Source organism: Thiorhodococcus mannitoliphagus, from assembly GCF_010915725.1.
GTDB lineage: Bacteria > Pseudomonadota > Gammaproteobacteria > Chromatiales > Chromatiaceae > Thiorhodococcus > Thiorhodococcus mannitoliphagus.
The window spans coordinates 1-14766 of sequence record NZ_JAAIJR010000127.1 but is presented as its reverse complement, the minus strand read 5'-3'; the positions used below and the strand labels follow the sequence as shown (position 1 = coordinate 14766).

At 62.0% G+C, this 14766-nt stretch carries 14 protein-coding genes and 1 pseudogene; 8 read left to right on the top strand and 7 right to left on the bottom strand.

Annotated features, from left to right (window positions below):
* Positions 1–338 precede the first annotated feature (338 nt).
* Positions 339–593 carry a CCDC90 family protein gene (locus tag G3480_RS21325; RefSeq protein ID WP_164655907.1) on the top strand — a complete coding sequence of 85 codons (255 nt, stop codon included), beginning with the start codon at positions 339–341 and terminating at the stop codon, positions 591–593.
* 843 nt (positions 594–1436) lie between these two features.
* Complete coding sequence (locus G3480_RS21320) at positions 1437–2672, top strand: ATP-binding protein (protein WP_164655906.1); 1236 nt, start codon at positions 1437–1439, stop codon at positions 2670–2672.
* Positions 2673–2676: 4 nt separating this feature from the next.
* Here G3480_RS21320 and G3480_RS21315 read toward each other — a convergent pair whose 3' ends face one another.
* From G3480_RS21315 to G3480_RS21300, 4 genes are read right to left on the bottom strand one after another with little or no spacing between them, the layout of a single operon-like run.
* Complete coding sequence (locus G3480_RS21315) at positions 2677–3195, bottom strand: PIN domain-containing protein (protein ID WP_164655905.1); 519 nt, start codon at positions 3193–3195, stop codon at positions 2677–2679.
* On the bottom strand, positions 3192–3539 hold the full coding sequence (locus G3480_RS21310; RefSeq protein ID WP_240905963.1) for a UPF0175 family protein: 348 nt from the start codon (positions 3537–3539) through the stop codon (positions 3192–3194). The genes G3480_RS21315 and G3480_RS21310 overlap by 4 nt, the downstream gene beginning before the upstream one ends.
* Positions 3540–3592: 53 nt before the next feature.
* Complete coding sequence (locus G3480_RS21305) at positions 3593–4330, bottom strand: LrgB family protein (protein WP_164655904.1); 738 nt, start codon at positions 4328–4330, stop codon at positions 3593–3595.
* Positions 4331–4333: 3 nt separating this feature from the next.
* Positions 4334–4699, bottom strand: a complete 366-nt coding sequence (locus G3480_RS21300; protein WP_164655903.1) for a CidA/LrgA family protein — start codon at positions 4697–4699, stop codon at positions 4334–4336.
* 39 nt (positions 4700–4738) lie between these two features.
* Here G3480_RS21300 and G3480_RS21295 point away from each other — a divergent pair, with 39 nt between their 5' ends.
* Positions 4739–4915: a hypothetical protein gene (locus G3480_RS21295; protein ID WP_164655902.1), complete on the top strand. Its 177-nt coding sequence runs from the start codon at positions 4739–4741 to the stop codon at positions 4913–4915.
* Between the two features lie 53 nt (positions 4916–4968).
* On the opposite strand, the gene G3480_RS21290 is transcribed toward G3480_RS21295, so the two are convergent.
* Together G3480_RS21290 and G3480_RS21285 are read right to left on the bottom strand one after the other, a co-directional pair.
* Positions 4969–5649, bottom strand: coding sequence for an SOS response-associated peptidase (locus tag G3480_RS21290; RefSeq protein WP_164655901.1), 681 nt, complete (start codon positions 5647–5649; stop codon positions 4969–4971).
* Between the two features lie 365 nt (positions 5650–6014).
* Positions 6015–6797 carry an alpha/beta fold hydrolase gene (locus G3480_RS21285; RefSeq protein ID WP_164655900.1) on the bottom strand — a complete coding sequence of 261 codons (783 nt, stop codon included), beginning with the start codon at positions 6795–6797 and terminating at the stop codon, positions 6015–6017.
* A 309-nt stretch (positions 6798–7106) separates the two neighbouring features.
* On the opposite strand from G3480_RS21285, the gene G3480_RS21280 reads away from it, so the two are divergent.
* The 4 genes from G3480_RS21280 to G3480_RS21265 all read left to right on the top strand — a co-directional run bounded on the left by G3480_RS21280 (position 7107) and on the right by G3480_RS21265 (position 11763).
* Positions 7107–8843, top strand: a complete 1737-nt coding sequence (locus G3480_RS21280; protein ID WP_164655899.1) for an OPT/YSL family transporter — start codon at positions 7107–7109, stop codon at positions 8841–8843.
* Positions 8844–9295: 452 nt separating this feature from the next.
* Positions 9296–10114, top strand: coding sequence for a glycine/sarcosine N-methyltransferase (locus G3480_RS21275; RefSeq protein ID WP_164655898.1), 819 nt, complete (start codon positions 9296–9298; stop codon positions 10112–10114).
* The gene (locus tag G3480_RS21270) at positions 10111–10953 is read left to right on the top strand and encodes an SAM-dependent methyltransferase (RefSeq protein ID WP_164655897.1); all 843 of its coding nucleotides are present in this window, start codon (positions 10111–10113) and stop codon (positions 10951–10953) included. The genes G3480_RS21275 and G3480_RS21270 overlap by 4 nt, the downstream gene beginning before the upstream one ends.
* 480 nt (positions 10954–11433) lie before the next feature.
* Complete coding sequence (locus G3480_RS21265; RefSeq protein WP_164655896.1) at positions 11434–11763, top strand: DUF1820 family protein; 330 nt, start codon at positions 11434–11436, stop codon at positions 11761–11763.
* A 1691-nt stretch (positions 11764–13454) separates the two neighbouring features.
* Here the strand turns inward: G3480_RS21265 and G3480_RS28600 are convergent.
* Positions 13455–13766: a hypothetical protein gene (locus G3480_RS28600; RefSeq protein WP_240905962.1), complete on the bottom strand. Its 312-nt coding sequence runs from the start codon at positions 13764–13766 to the stop codon at positions 13455–13457.
* A gap of 563 nt (positions 13767–14329) precedes the next feature.
* On the opposite strand from G3480_RS28600, the pseudogene G3480_RS21255 reads away from it, so the two are divergent.
* Positions 14330–14766: pseudogene (locus G3480_RS21255) on the top strand (IS4 family transposase); the annotation flags it as partial.

Below are 14766 nucleotides of genomic sequence, written 5' to 3'. Positions count from 1 at the left end.
CACCTTCGCTAGCCTGAAGAAGACCTGCCGAAAACTCGGGATCTCCTTCTGGGACTACCTCAACGACCGCATCGAGCTGGTCGGTGCCATCCCTCCCTTGCCCGAGATCGTGCGCGAACGGATCTTGGCCGCTGAGCCGGTGCCGTGAGTTATTGAGAAGTTACGGGCGGACATCGTAACCTATTGGTTCGAAAACGCGCGGGCGCACATAGAAGCAGGCAATAGTGCCCGGGCCGCCGGCTTGGTCGACATGAACAGCATTCGCGGCGGGGCCAACCGCAAGGTCTTGAAGCGGATTCTCTCTGTTTCAGCCATCCATTCAGATCGGGGAGCCGCCAATGGGCACCATCACCTTCGATACCCACAAGTTTATCCGGCGTCTGGAGACGGCGGGCTTCACGCCGAATCAGGCGGAAGCGGTTGCGGACGCCTTCAAGAATGCGCAGGAGGAACAGAGGCCAGTCACCCAGGAGTACCTGGACTATCGGCTGAAGACCGATCTGGCGGAGCTGAAATTCGATCTGATCAAATGGATGACGGGCGCGCTGGTGGCGCAGATCGCCGTGATCGCGGCGCTGGTGAAACTGCTGTAGGACTGCGCATCTTCAACGCCTGATCGGATGAGCCTTGGATCAACGAAGAAGCTGCGGTGCGGGTGCCGCTGGTTTGTTTTAGACGGCTAGAGATGCCTGTCGAATGTGATGCGCGTCGGCCAACATCGTTGTCGTTGGGCCGCGTCGCTCGGTCTAAGGCGATTTCCGGGAAACAACATACCTGCGGTTTCGATCCCGTAGGATGGGCAAAGCCCTGGCGATGCGCTTCTTTCGGAGTGCCGAGGGTCGCGGGGCGTGCCCATCATCCCAGCTCAGCGTCTTGCAAGATGGGCACGTCCGTCTGGCGTCGAGGCTAGGATCGAGCCCAGAGCGCGGACTTTGCCCATCCTACCGATCCGGATCTATTTGGGTAAGATCATTTCCGGAAATCGCCTAAGAAAGCGTCCATCAACAACTTCCCCCCTTTCGCAAAGGGGGGCTAGGGGGGATTTCGGGCGGCATCGCTCGCATCGGGAAACAATTGATGGACACTTTCTATACCCCGACCAGAGCGGGATGCGTAATTTTAGGCAGCACCGGTCTCGAAAAAACTACGTTTCTCGGTCTAGACGCGGTTTAACCTAAGACTGACATGAGTTGTGGTCACGCCTCTCGCCAAGCATGGGTCAGGAGGAGGTGGGTCGCTCATGTCAACGCTTGGCTTCAACAAGACTTATCAGGTTGCTCACCACCTATCGGTTTTATGTAGCCAGGGCTTCCAGCCCTGGCAAACCAGGCCAGGATGGCCTGGCTACGCAGGCTTGGAGCGGCTGTTCCGGTTGATTTCGGGAAACCGATAGGCGTTGAGATCAGGTTGCTCACCGCTTGCATTGAGGGCGAGACATGCGTGTCGGAGAACTGATCCGGAGGGTTCAGCTGGGCGAGGATTCCACGCTGGAGCTGAAGGAAGTAACGGTGCGCGACAGCGGCAAGGTGATCGAGCCGCACGCTGACGGCCTCTCCGATGAGCTGGCGGCCATGGCCAACGCGAGCGGAGGCCTGCTGGTCCTTGGGGTGAACGACAAGACGAAGGCGGTTTCCGGTATTCCGCTGAAGCATCTGGATCGCGTCGAGGATTGGCTAACCTCGATCTGCACGGATCGTATCAAGCCGCCTCTGGAGGTCGTGACTCGGCATCTGGAGCTGCCCGGCGCGGACGGACAGCCTCAACCCGTGATCCTTGCGGAAGTGCCCAGGAGCCTTTGGGTTCACGAGAGCGCGAACGGTTATTTCCGCCGGGTTGGTCATGCGGAGCGCAAGCTGCCCCCGGATGCCTTGGCGCGTCTGTTTCAACAGCGCAGTCAGGCGCGCTTGATTCGGTTCGAGGAGCAGGAGGTGCCGGAGTGCCGCTTCGAGGACCTCGACGCACTGCTCTTGCGTCGATTTCTGAAGCCCGAGCAAGGCGATTCCACCGAGCAGCTTACACGTTTGCATTTGCTGCGCGAGACCTCGACCGGCGTCTTTCCGACGGTCGCCGGCGTGCTCTTGTGCGCACTGGACCCCAGCCGTTGGCTGCGCAATGCGGAAGTCATTGCCGTCGCTCACTCGGGGCTGGCGAACAATCCGGACGAGCAGATCGACGCCCGCGAGATCAAGGGGCCTTTGGATCGCCAGATCATGGACGCCTTTCATTTCGTTCAGCGCAACATGCGCACGGCGGCCCGCAAAGCCCTTGGCCGGGTCGACTATCCGCAGTATCAACTCAATGCCGTCTTCGAAGCGATCGTCAACGCCGTCGCGCATCGTGACTATTCGCTCCATAGTCAGCGGATTCGACTCTTCATGTTCCAGGACCGACTGGAGATTCACTCTCCCGGAGCCCTGCCGAATACCCTCTCGCTGGAATCCATGACACGACTCTCGGTGCCGCGCAACGAGGTCATCGCCAGCCTCTTTGCCCGCGACTACCCAGTCGAGGATCCACAGCTGGGCAAGAGCTATTTGATGGATCGGCGCGGCTTCGGCGTGGAGTTGATCCTGCGCGAGAGCGAACAGCTGTCTGGCCGTCGTCCACTCTACGAGACAATCGGTGATCTTGAACTCTGTCTGACCATCTTCGCCGCGCCGACGCCGGAGTGATGCCTCAGCCGCGCTTCGATGCGCTCTCCTCGGCCAGTCTCAGCACTTCCGCAGCCAGCGCGGCAGACAGCCGATAGCCTTCAATGGCAAGCGCGTCGAGAAGCGGTTGGACAGAAGCGACCTGTCCGGCACGCTTGGCTATGAGGAGGACGCCGGCCAGACCCACGACCGGGATACCGCGGCGCTTGGCGATCGCTCGACCGCGTCGCTCGTCGATCAGGAGAAAGCGGCATTGGAGCTGCTCCGCAAGGACGATGGCCCTGGCCTCTCCAAGGTCGGGCACCAATCGCAAGCGCTCGACCTCGATGTCGCCTCCCGCTGCCAGCGACCGCGTCTGGATCCAGCCGTCGGCGATGGCGGTCGCCAGCCGCCGCGCACCCGGTCGCCCCGAATGGATGCGGCGTTCTTCAAGAACCGGCTCTGGACTGACCAGCGTGCCATAGCGCTGCTGGAGCAGCCCGAGTTGGTCGATCCGAGACAGCGCGATCAGAGGTCCGGCATCGGAGACGATGACCGCCGTCATGAGGCGGCGTCGAGTTCCTCGGTGATGTCCTCGGCTGGGTAGTCCACGACGGGAAGTCCGAGGCTGCCGAGCAGATCGATGAAATCGTCCAGACTCACCCCGGCGATCTTGGCCGCCTGAGCGGGCGTCAAGTGTCCGCCCTCGAAGAGGCTCACGGCCAGCGAGCGGTGAACCCCTTGATCGAGCAGCCGCCTGTCGAACGGAAGGGCAAGAATGGCTGGCCTGCCATGCTTGGTGATAAGCGCGAGTCGACCGAGTTCCGCATCCTTCATCAGCTCACCGGACCGCAGCCTGAGGTCGCGCACCGAGAATACGGTCGAGTCTTTGCATCGGAATAGGCTCAAAGATGTGCCAACAAAGCGTAGCACAAGGATCGATCCCAGGCTCTTTTTGCGTTTCAACCGAAGTCGCCGAAGACCCAGCGCAGCAGGGCAGGGAGCACGAAGGCGGACGCCATCGCCGTCAGGCCCATGGCCAGTGCCGAGAAGGCTCCGGCGAGGCTGCCGATCTGGAAGGCCCTGGCGGTGCCGATGCCGTGTGCGCTCAGGCCGAGGGCAAGACCGCGCGCGCGATCATCGCGCACGCGCACGGCTGCCAGTACGGCGGGTCCAATGACGGCACCCAGCACTCCGGTCAGTACGACCAGCGCGGCCGTCAGCGACGGCAGTCCGCCGACCTTCTCAGTGATGCCCATCGCCACCGGTGCCGTCACCGACTTGGGTGCCAAGGAGATCAGCGTTTGCCGCGAGGCGCCGAGCCAGTCGGCGATGAGGATGGTGCTCGTCACCGAGACGACGGCACCCGTGACGATCGACACCAGGATGGGCAGCCAGAGGCGACGGACCAGGTCCAGGTGCCGGTACAGCGGGATCGCCAGCGCCACGGTCGCCGGTCCGAGCATGAAATGGACGAACTGCGCCCCCTCGAAGTAGGTTTCGTAGCGGGTGCCGGTCGCGGTCAGGACGGTAACCAGCATCAGGATCGACAGCAGGACCGGATTGAAGAGGGCCTTACGCCCGCTGCGTCGGAATAGCCAGTCCCCAGCCAAGTAGGCGAGCAGTGTCAGCGTCAGGTGCAGGAGCGGACTGGTGGAGAGGTAGACCCAGATGTCACCTAGAGCGAGGTCGAACTCCATCGCTCAGCCCTCCGTTTGCCGTCGCCGTTCGACCCATCGAATCAGCCCTGCCATCACCAGTCCCGTGACGACGATCGTCAGGATCGTGCTCAGCACGATCGCCGCCGTGACGGCGATCCATTCCTCTCGCAGCATGGCGATATGCAGCATGACGCCAACCCCGGCGGGCACGAAGAGCAATGACAGATTCGCGAGCAGCCCGTCGACGACGCGGTCGAGCCCCTCGGGCACGCTCCCGCGCAGCGCCACCCCGACAAAGAGCAGCGCCATGCCGACGACCGGGCCTGGCACGGGCAGTTCCGTCCAGACGACGAGCATCTCGCCGAGGAGCTGGCAGACGAGCAGGAGAGCAATGAATCTGAGAGCCATGGCATGGGCCTCCATTCGCTGATTGACGGATCCATCCAGGTGTCTGAGTCGCCATGCTCCCTATCTCTGGCAAGAATGGCGCTGGGGCTGGCGCGGAAGGCATCCGAGCCCTGCGCCAGCATCGCGGGAGTCTATACCAAGGCCGTGCTGCTGGGGTTCCGATCATGCGATGACCGACTCTTGGACGCGACGCTGGATGCGGCTTGCGGCATCTAGCTTCATCGGTAGCAGATGGCACGCAAGGGACAGATCGAGCCGCTGAATGACGATTAGCCGGCAGCGAGCGGCAAGATCAGGCTTGGATCCTCGTTGGTCGGCTTGCCGACACGGCGGTCGACGGGATGGATGACGAGCTGCGCGGGATCGATCGGCCGCAGGAGCCCCTGCAATCTGGGCTCGGCCTTGGCGCTTGGGTCGAGCCAAGCGGGGAACTCCCCTGGCCCGAGAATGACGGGCATGCGGTCGTGGATCTGCCTGACGAGGTCGTTGGCCTGGGTGACGATGATGGTGCCGCTCAGGACGACCTCGCCGGTCTCCCGGTCTGTCCACGATTCCCAGAGCCCAGCGAACGCCATTGGGCTTTGATCCTTCAGCCTGATGAAGTAGGGCTGTTTGCCGTCTGGAGTCGCCTTCCACTCATAGAAGCCATCAGCCGGGATGAGGCAGCGTCGGCTCTTGAAGGCATCCCGGAACGAGGGCTTCTCCGCGACCGTTTCGGCCCGCGCGTTGATGGTGCGGTAGCCGAACTTGCGGTCCTTGGCCCAACTCGGGATGAGCCCCCAATGCAGGCTGACGAAGTTCGGCCGACCATGCGTCCCGCCGCGCAGGGCCAGAATCTGACTGCCGGGCGCGATGTTGTAGCGCGGTGGTGGGAAGTCGTAGCCATCCGCCACGTCGAAATAGGCTTCAAGCGCTTCCGGAAGGCTGAATTGGGCAAAGCGTCCACACATGGCGCTAGCTTAGGCGATTGCCGGAAAATCTCATACCAGTTGGCGCCGAATCGAAAACAGTCGCAGAGCCTCCCGGTCTCGCGACGTCAGACGAAATCGGGTGCGGGCGCGAGCCGGATGACCTCAGGCGCCGACCTGATGCCTTATGAGATGCGTGCTGGAATCCTTGAGGGCGCAAAATGCTCGCAGATGAGTCAAATTTCGATGAAGCGTCCGGCCATCCAAGGCCGTCGTTGTCGGTATCGGCATCGGCATCGGCATCGGCATCGGTATCGGTATCGGTATCGGTATCGAACCGACGATAGCGATCCCGATTCCGATAGCGATCCCGATGGCATGACGCGTCGGTCTGAGGCGAAGTCTCGCTAGGAGATGCGTGCTGGAGTTCGGTACAGCCAGCCCTTGATTCCGCTGCGCTCGAAGGGCCGCCAGATGTCTTCTGGCTGCGCGAGTCTGTCCGCGACGGCATAGAGGCTGAGCGGGCTGACTGCCAGGCCCAGGTGGCTGGATTCGACCTCGATATTCTCGGTCCGAGGCCCCTCGCGCTCAACGCTTGCGGTCCAGGGCACGATGCCGTCGCTGCGGCTGTAGATGGAGGTGGTCGGCACTGGCGGCGCTTCGTCGAGCGGGCCGTGGTGCTCGGGTAGGCCCATGGGGTCCCCGGTAACGGCCTCGTAAGTCTTCCAGAACTCCACCGGTTTTTGATCGCCGGTGAAGGGCGAACCGAGAGTGATGACTTGTCTGACCAGGTCCGGGGCCTCCTTGGCCATCTCGCGTGCATAGAGGCCGCCCAGGCTCCAGCCGACGAGGCTAACCTTGCGGCCATGCTGGGCATGAAGCTGCTCCAGTCGGGTAAGGCAATCGCGGAGGACGCCGTGCCTTGGGCCGAGATTGACGCCAAGCTCCCAGGGGCTTGCGGCGTAGCCGAGACTGGAGAGGTAGTAGCGCAGTGGCTGGGTCGAGAGGTCGCAGCCGAGCAGGCGTGGGAGCACGAGCACTGGGTGGCCGTCCCCCTTGGGGGCGGAGTAGAGCAGTGGCTGGGCCGCAAAGAGGCTGGCGAATTCCAGTCCCGCGCGGGCTTCGAGTGCGAGTCGGAAGGGGGCGGAGGCTTGCAGCCAGAAGGCGTGCGATTCAGGGAGTCTGGTCATGGCGTACTTCATGGATACGGGAACGAAGGGTTTGAGCACGAGGCTCCAGGCGGATGTCGGGCGGATCCGGACGCTTGGCAAAGCGGGGCGAAAGGCCAGCGCTATCGAACCGAGACGAGGATGAGACATCGCGCGCCGGCTATTGTCCAGCTTGGGTCAGGGCTGTTGCGCGCAGGTCGATGCATTGCGCTGAGGCTAGGGAGGTGTTCTCTGCTGCGCCACGACGCATGTCATTGCTTTCCACCTGCTGTTAGCATCGGCCAGGATGCCGCGCGCTCCAGGCGCGGTCGACGATAGGGAGTCCTAGCCGTGCCTGACAGACAGCTGACGATCCGCGCCATCCTGACCGGCATTGTGCTCGGTGCCCTGCTGACCCCCTGCAACATCTATTCGGGGCTCAAGATCGGCTGGTCCTTCAACGTGTCCATCATCGCCTTGTTGATCGCCACCGGGCTGTGGGCGCTGATGGATCGGCTGCGGATCGGCGCGCCGCTCGGTGTGGGCGAGGCCAACATTGCCCAGACGACGGCCTCATCCTCCGCCAACATCATCTCGGGCGGCCTGGTGGCGCCGATTCCGGCCCTAGCCATGCTGACCGGTTCCAATCTGCCCACGTTGCAGCTGTTGGCCTGGGTTTTCGCGGTCAGCTTTCTCGGTATCTGGGTCGCCTGGTATCTGCGCGATTCGCTCATCCTGCGCTCCGGACTGCCGTTCCCGACCGGGCGCGCCACCGCAGAGACCCTGCTGGAACTCTTCGATAAAGGCCGCGAGGCCACGCTCAAGCTGCGGGTGCTCCTGGCGAGTACGATGCTCGCCGGCGGACTCAAGTGGCTGGATACGGGCTGGCTGCCGCTGCCGCGACCGAGTCTAGGCTTCAGTCTCCCGGCGGCCGGCAAGTTGGCCGGGTTCGGCTCAGTGACCGCCAAGAACCTCAGCTTTACGCTGGATCCCTCGCTGATGCTGGCGGGATTTGGTGCCATCATCGGCTTTCGTGCAGGCATTTCCTTGCTACTTGGCGGCATCTTCTCTTGGGGGGTTCTCGGGCCGGTTGGCCTTTATCAAGGCTTTGTGACTCCAGGTGAGGCGGACCCAGACGCGGTTTGGTTCGCCGCGATGATCGAATGGCTGCTGTGGCCGGGTGTCGCGCTCATGGTGGGAGCGGCACTGACCAAGTTCGCAATTCATGTCTACAGGAGCCGCCGCGGGCAGGTGGAGCAGGCGTGCTCCAAGGAGCCTGGCTATACGACGTGGCTGCGCCTGTCCGGGCTGATTCTGGCCAGCGCCTTTGTGGTGTTGGCGCAGCTGAGCTTCTTCGGCATCCACTGGGTGCTCGCGGCCCTGGCCGTCCCGATCGCCTTCGTCCTGGCGATGGTCGCCTCGCGGGTGGTGGGTGAGACGGGCATCCCGCCGATCGGGGCGATCGGCAAGGTCTCGCAGTTGAGCACGGGGGTGATGGCTCCCGGCGAGATGACGGCCAATCTCATTGGGGCCAATGTCGCCGGGGGCGCGGCCGGGCAGAGCGCGGATCTGCTCAATGACTTCAAGGCCGGGCAGGCGATTGGCGCACCGCCTCGGTTTCAGGTGGTTGCGCAGGTTTTCGGGGTGTTTACCGGCAGCGTCGTCGGCAGTCTGGTCTATCTGAGCCTGATTCCGGATCCGGCATCGATGCTGATTACCGAGCAGTGGCCAGCGCCAGCGGTTGCGACTTGGAAGGTCGTTGCGGAGACCCTGAGCGAAGGGCTGTCTTCGGTGCCCCTGAGCGCGCTCTGGGCGGTCGCCATCGGCGCTCTGGCCGGTATCCTGGTCACGGTGATCGAGCAGCGCCGGGGCGCACGCTGGTTGCCGAGCATGCCCGCCTTCGGCCTTGCCATGGTGATCCCGGCCTCGCTGTCCATCACCATGTTCTTCGGCAGTCTGGTCGCCAAGCTGCTCGAGCGCTGGAGACCGACGCTGGCGCAGCGTTTCTTGATCGCCGCCGCCTCGGGACTCATCGCCGGTGAGAGCCTGACCGGGGTCGCTCGCGCCCTCTTGGGCATTATTGAGTAGCCCAGCTGTCATCTCTCAACACCTATCGGTTTCCCGAAATCAACCGGAACAGCCGCTCCAAGCCTGCATAGCCAGGCCATCCTGGCCTGGTTTGCCAGGGCTGGAAGCCCTGGCTACATAAAACCGATAGGTGGTGAGGCTGTCATCTCTTGCGGGTAGATATATTCTGCGAGTGCTGTAGCATAACGGCCTGCTGCGCAACGCAGCTACATGATTCGGCGCCTCACCGCGCCACATCTGAACGGCGGCTTCTGATCGCCAACTCAATTGCAGGCTTCCTGCTCATCGCGGATCCCCATCCGCACTGCTCGGCGCAGCTTCCGCGTCGATCGTAAATTGGACTCCTTCGAGCCGCTGTTGCGTGCGGCTCCGACCAAACCCGGAAGGCGTTTGCCTGGTCCGCTTGCGTCTTTTGCCACCAAATTCTCCCAGTTGCTGGGATCGGAGGTGACATGACCACTACCCAAGTCAGACAGGATTACGGCAAGGATCCGCTCCAGGTCCGCGACACCAACCACTACACGGAGGAGTATGTGCATGCCTTCGTAGACAAGTGGGACCAGCTCATCGATTGGGATCGCCGCGCCGAGAGCGAAGGCGATTTCTTCATCCGGCTCTTGCAAGAGCAGGGTGCCAAGAAGGTGCTGGACGTCGCGACCGGAACCGGATTCCATTCGGTTCAGCTGCTCAAGGCGGGATTCGAGGTCACCAGCGCCGACGGCAGTCCGGTGATGCTGGGCAAGGCGTTCGAGAATGCCCGCCGCCGCGATCATATTCTGCGCACCGTGCATGCCGACTGGCGCTGGCTGAATCGCGACGTGCATGATTACTACGACGCCGTCATCTGTCTGGGCAATTCCTTCACCCATCTGCACGACGAGAATGATCGCCGTAAGGCGCTGGCCGAGTTCTACGCCACACTCAGGCACGACGGCGTGCTGATCTTGGATCAACGTAACTACGACGCCATCCTCGATCATGAAATCGCGCCCAGCCACAACTTCTACTACTGCGGCGACAACGTCCGCGCCACGCCAGAGCACATGGACGAGAGCCTGGCCCGCTTCCGCTATGAATTCCCGGACGACGATGTCTTCCATCTCAACATGTTCCCGCTGCGCAAGAACTATGTTCGACGCCTGCTCAAGGAAGTCGGGTTCCAGCGCGTCACGACCTACGGGGACTTCAAGGAGACCTACCGCGAGACCGAGCCGGACTTCTTCATCCATGTCGCGGAGAAGCGCTACCTCGAAGAGGAGAGCGAGCATTGAGTACCAGCTATTCGCAGGTCGTCGAGACGGCGCGCACCTACTACAACAGCGAGGACGCTGACAATTTCTACTTCCACGTCTGGGGCGGGGAAGACATCCATATCGGTCTCTATGATCGTCCCGGCGAGCCGATCGCGGAGGCCAGCCGCAAGACGGTCGAGCGCATGGCCGCCTGCGTCAAGGGCTTGGGTCCGGAGTCCCGCGTGCTCGACCTCGGCTCCGGCTATGGCGGGGCGGCGCGCTATCTGGCCAAGACCTATGGCTGCAAGGTCACCGCGCTCAACCTGAGCGAGCGCGAGAACGCGCGCAACCGCGAGATGAGCCGCGAGCAGGGTCTCGGCGGACTGATCGAGGTGATCGAGGGCAGCTTCGAGTCGGTCCCGGCCCCAGAGGCTGCCTACGATCTCGTCTGGTCGCAAGACGCCATCCTGCACAGTGGGGAGCGCGAGCAGGTCATCAGCGAGGCCGCGCGGGTGCTCCGTCCTGGCGGCGAGTTGGTCTTCACCGATCCCATGCAGGCCGACGACTGCCCCGAGGGCGTCCTGCAGCCGGTCTACGATCGCATCCATCTCAGCTCCTTGGGCTCCATCGGCTTCTATCGTGAGGTGACCGCGCGTCTGGGTCTGAGAGAGGTCGAGATCGTCGAGATGACCGAGAACCTCAGCGTCCACTACCAGCGTGTGCATGAAGAGCTGGAGCGCGTCCGCCCCGAGTTGAAGGGTCTGGTGTCTGACGCCTACATCGAGCGGATGCTGACGGGCTTGAGCAACTGGGTCGAGGCGGGAAAGAAAGGCTATCTGAGCTGGGGCATCCTGCACTTCCAGAAGCCAACGTCTTGATGGCGATGGCTGCATGCCGTGCTGACATCGCTCGGCGGCTGAGTGGGGGAGGATCTGCGGCGCATTGCGCCGCATGCAGGTCGGCGGGCAGTTTGTGACGGGAGCTGCCAGATTGACGGCTGCTCGTTCGGTTGCTCGGGACAAGCGGCCCTTGGCTGGCGCCACGATGAAGGGGATGACGGACAGGAAGACTGGAATCTGTCTCCTATTAGGAAACTCACCACCTATCGGTTTTATGTAGCCAGGGCTTCCAGTCCTGGCAAACCAGGCCAGGATGGCCTGGCTACGCAGGCTTGGAGCGGCTGTTCAGGTTGATTTCGGGAAACCGATAGGTGTTGAGCAAAACCGATAGGTGTTGAGCATTAGGAAAACACTGATTCTTGCGGACGCTTAGGCTGGGCTAGAATGTCTGCCATCCGCGTGCCCTCCGGATCCGGAGAAACCAGCAGCGACTGGCGCCAATGTCGGGAAGTGTCCGTTATGCCGAATGAAAGCATCTACCGTATCAGGTTCGTGAGCCAGGGCGACGTCTATGAACTCTACGCCCGCAGCGTCGACTCGAGCAGTCTTTACGCCTTCGTCGAGGTGGCCGACATCATCTTCGGGGAGCGCTCGGAGATCCTTGTCGATCCGTCGGAGGAGAAGCTCAAGGCCGAGTTCGAGGGTGTCAAGCGGACCTATATTCCCATGCACGCCGTCATCCGTATCGACGAGGTGGTCAAGGAGGGGCAGAACCGCATCGTCGGCAAGGGCGAGGGTGGGACGGTGACACCCTTCCCGATGCCCGCCCAGCCGAAGGGGCGCGACTGAAGCCGGCGTCGGCTCGCATCGATTCTGGAGCCACTCATTCGGACCGCAGAGGTGCTCGGGAGTGGCTCGGATGTTCGGTCTGGTGGCTGCTTTTCGCCCTTGCGCCCGATGTGATCCCTGCGCGCTCGTTTTCCCCAGCCCTTGTGGCTGCATCTGTGGATAAGCCGTTATGTGGTGCGCTAACTGCGCGCAGCCAATCCCTTCTTCGAGCGCGACGCGACCGGGCGGCTGAAGGATCAGGAAGAGCCCCGCATTCCGCCGCAGGCGCAAGACGGAGAGGGTCTGGCTGAGGAGAACGCTGAGTTGTAAAAAAAACGGACACTCGTCTGCTCGATGACGGTGGCAACTGCCCTGTCAGCGAGAGGTGCCAGAGTAGATGACTTCACCGCCGCAGGCGTCGAGCGCTGGCAGGAGTCAGTTATTCATGGAAGTTGTCCTGGGGTGCCAAGGTCCCTCAGGATGCGTTGCGGGGCTCTAAGTCACCCCAACGCCCGCGCGACGTGACACCTTTTTGCTCCGGTTCGCTCTGCTCCGGGCCGCTGCTCTGCCACGAGATACGCTCGCTGGGCGCTCTCGGGCTGCGCACCGACCCTACGACGAATGACTTTGCGGTGTCTCGCATACGCTTTGCATACTCGCCTCCGCGCCAACGGGACTCTCGTCCCGTCGGCACGACGGCGTTGTGCCCGCGCCTACACCTGCCAGAGACTACCGGCCTTCGCTTCGCTCTCCTTGGCCGGCAGCGAGAGACCCGCATTCCGCCTCAGATGCGCGACGGAGAGGGTCTGGCCGAGGAGAACGCTGAGTTGTCAAAAAAACGGACACTCGTCGAGCCGATGATCATGGCAGCCGACCTGGCAGCCGGAGGTACCCGTGCGGGCGCCCTCAACGCAGCAGGCTTCGAGCGCTGGCAGAGGTAATTCATGGGGGTTGCCCAAGAAGGGCGTGAGGCTATGAAGTTCGGAGTTGGGCGCCAGCGGTGTGGTCTGCACGCAGTGTCATCCCAATGCCTCTAAAACCTATACCAGGTTTCAGAAGCAACTGGGTAAGGCCGCGAATATGTGGGAGATGGTGAACTGGTGTATCAGGAATCCTTTGGCAGACAGGGGCTCGCAGCTGATGACCGGCTCATGACAGCGATAGTCGCATATATGGTCTAGGAGCGATGCGGCGTTAAGCTAATTCCCATGATGCACCAGCTTTTTTCTTGCTCCCACGTGTTTCGTGGGAGCCTGATTAGACTATGTCCAGTGCCCTTGGAGTCGAATTCATGATCCCTGAGCGTCAGACCGCATTCTCGCCACAGCGAGGTTTTGCCCATCGAATCGCGGCCAAACCGCCAAGTAGGAGCCATAACACGTTTCTACGTGCAGCCGTTTGGCATTTGCCGTCTGTTTACTGGGTAGCTACTTACCCTGCAAAGAGTGTCAGGAAATTTTACAGTTACTAATTCGTCAACATTGACATTTATTTTACTTAAATAACAAAAACATAGGAAAAGTTACGCCAGCCTAAGCTAATCAAAAAAAGACTATTGGCCGATTCTAAAGTGTCAGGACATTTTACACCTCAGGGGCCATCAGGACCGCACCCCAAACCCGAAGTTGAGAAGCCTTTAGGTTATCGTGGAATCCGTAAAAATATCAATATTTCTAGATAGTTATATTTAATTTTAGTAACTTCTCAATAACTCACGGCACCGGCTCAGCGGCTAAGATCCGTTCGCGCACGATCTCCGGCAAGGGCGGGATGGCACCGACCTGCTCGATGCGGTCGTTGAGGTAGTCCCAGAAGGAGATCCCGAGTTTTCGGCAGGTCTTCTTCAGGCTAGCGAAGGTGTCACGGCAGCGACGTCCCAAATCGCTGCGGGTCCCGCCGCTGATCTTGCGCCATTTGACGTAACCACGGATGTCGTTCTCGCTGCCGTTGGTATGCAGTGGGATGTCTGGGCGCAGGAGCACCAAGAGCAGTTCGCCCTGGGCGGCAACTCCCCGCTCAACCACTCCCCGTCCGGCGTCTGCCACACCTCCAGGCGATAACGGATGGTGCGGGCCCGGATGTCGAGATCTTGGACAACGAAATTGCGATAGCCCTTGAAGCGCGCCCCCTCTGGCGGCCCTGGGGTGGGGGAAATCCGGCGGTCCTCGTCAATGGGCAAGTCCGGTGTCTTGCTGCGCTTGCTCGAGCCCGCCCGCTTGTCCGGCGATTCACCGCTGTCCTGATCCGGCTTGCTAGGAGCGCTGCGATCGGCCATCCCGCTGGGCTTGAAGGTCGGCTTGGCCTTCTCCCCCTTGAGCACCGCGATCGCATCGCGCAACTGCTGGATGGTTTCCGCTTGCCGGTGGGTCTTCTCGGCCAGCGTTTCGATCAGTTCCAGCAACTGCTCAATGAGCGGGGTACGCTCTGCGTCGGGGATGTCAGGGAGGATGATCGGAGCGGGCATGCCGGGTGCGATTCGAAGGTCAGCATTGGGGGCTGAGACGATACTCTAACGGATCTCCTCAGCCAAGGCTGCCACGACGCCTGGTTTGAGCAGACTGCACAAAACCAGTACACCCGTCATCTGTTGTTCTCGACGCTGTTCGATCTGATGATGCAGGTGGTCACGCGCCAGCAACCGTCGATCCATGCGGCCTATCAAGGGGCGCGCGAGGAAATCCCCGTCACACGCAGAGCGGTGTACGACAAGTTCAATGGACTGAAGCCGGAGATCTCGGCCGCGCTGGTGGGCGATAGCGCCGAGCAGGCGGGTCGGGTGATCACCTCGCTCGAGGCCACCCGCACGCCGTTGCTGCGCGACTATCGGGTCAAGATCCTCGATGGCAATGCCCTGGGCGGACGCGAGCATCGCCTCGACGAGACCCGTGGGCAGAGTGCCGCGCCCTTGCCGGGCAAGGCGTTGGTGGTGTTCGAGCCGGCGCTGGAGGTGATCACCTGGATGATCCCCGAGGTTGACGCCGACACCCAGGAGCGCGCCATGCTCCCGCGTCTTGAGGGCGCGAT

Coding starts and splice junctions, on each gene's coding strand:
- G3480_RS21320 (WP_164655906.1), top strand. CDS start 1,437: ATGCGTGTCGGAGAACTGATCCGGAGGGTTCAGCTGGGCGAGGATTCC.
- G3480_RS21290 (WP_164655901.1), bottom strand. CDS start 5,649: ATGTGTGGACGCTTTGCCCAATTCAGCCTTCCGGAAGCGCTTGAAGCC.
- G3480_RS21305 (WP_164655904.1), bottom strand. CDS start 4,330: ATGGAGTTCGACCTCGCTCTAGGTGACATCTGGGTCTACCTCTCCACC.
- G3480_RS21315 (WP_164655905.1), bottom strand. CDS start 3,195: ATGACGGCGGTCATCGTCTCCGATGCCGGACCTCTGATCGCGCTGTCT.
- G3480_RS21275 (WP_164655898.1), top strand. CDS start 9,296: ATGACCACTACCCAAGTCAGACAGGATTACGGCAAGGATCCGCTCCAG.
- G3480_RS21300 (WP_164655903.1), bottom strand. CDS start 4,699: ATGGCTCTCAGATTCATTGCTCTCCTGCTCGTCTGCCAGCTCCTCGGC.
- G3480_RS21325 (WP_164655907.1), top strand. CDS start 339: ATGGGCACCATCACCTTCGATACCCACAAGTTTATCCGGCGTCTGGAG.
- G3480_RS21285 (WP_164655900.1), bottom strand. CDS start 6,797: ATGACCAGACTCCCTGAATCGCACGCCTTCTGGCTGCAAGCCTCCGCC.
- G3480_RS21265 (WP_164655896.1), top strand. CDS start 11,434: ATGCCGAATGAAAGCATCTACCGTATCAGGTTCGTGAGCCAGGGCGAC.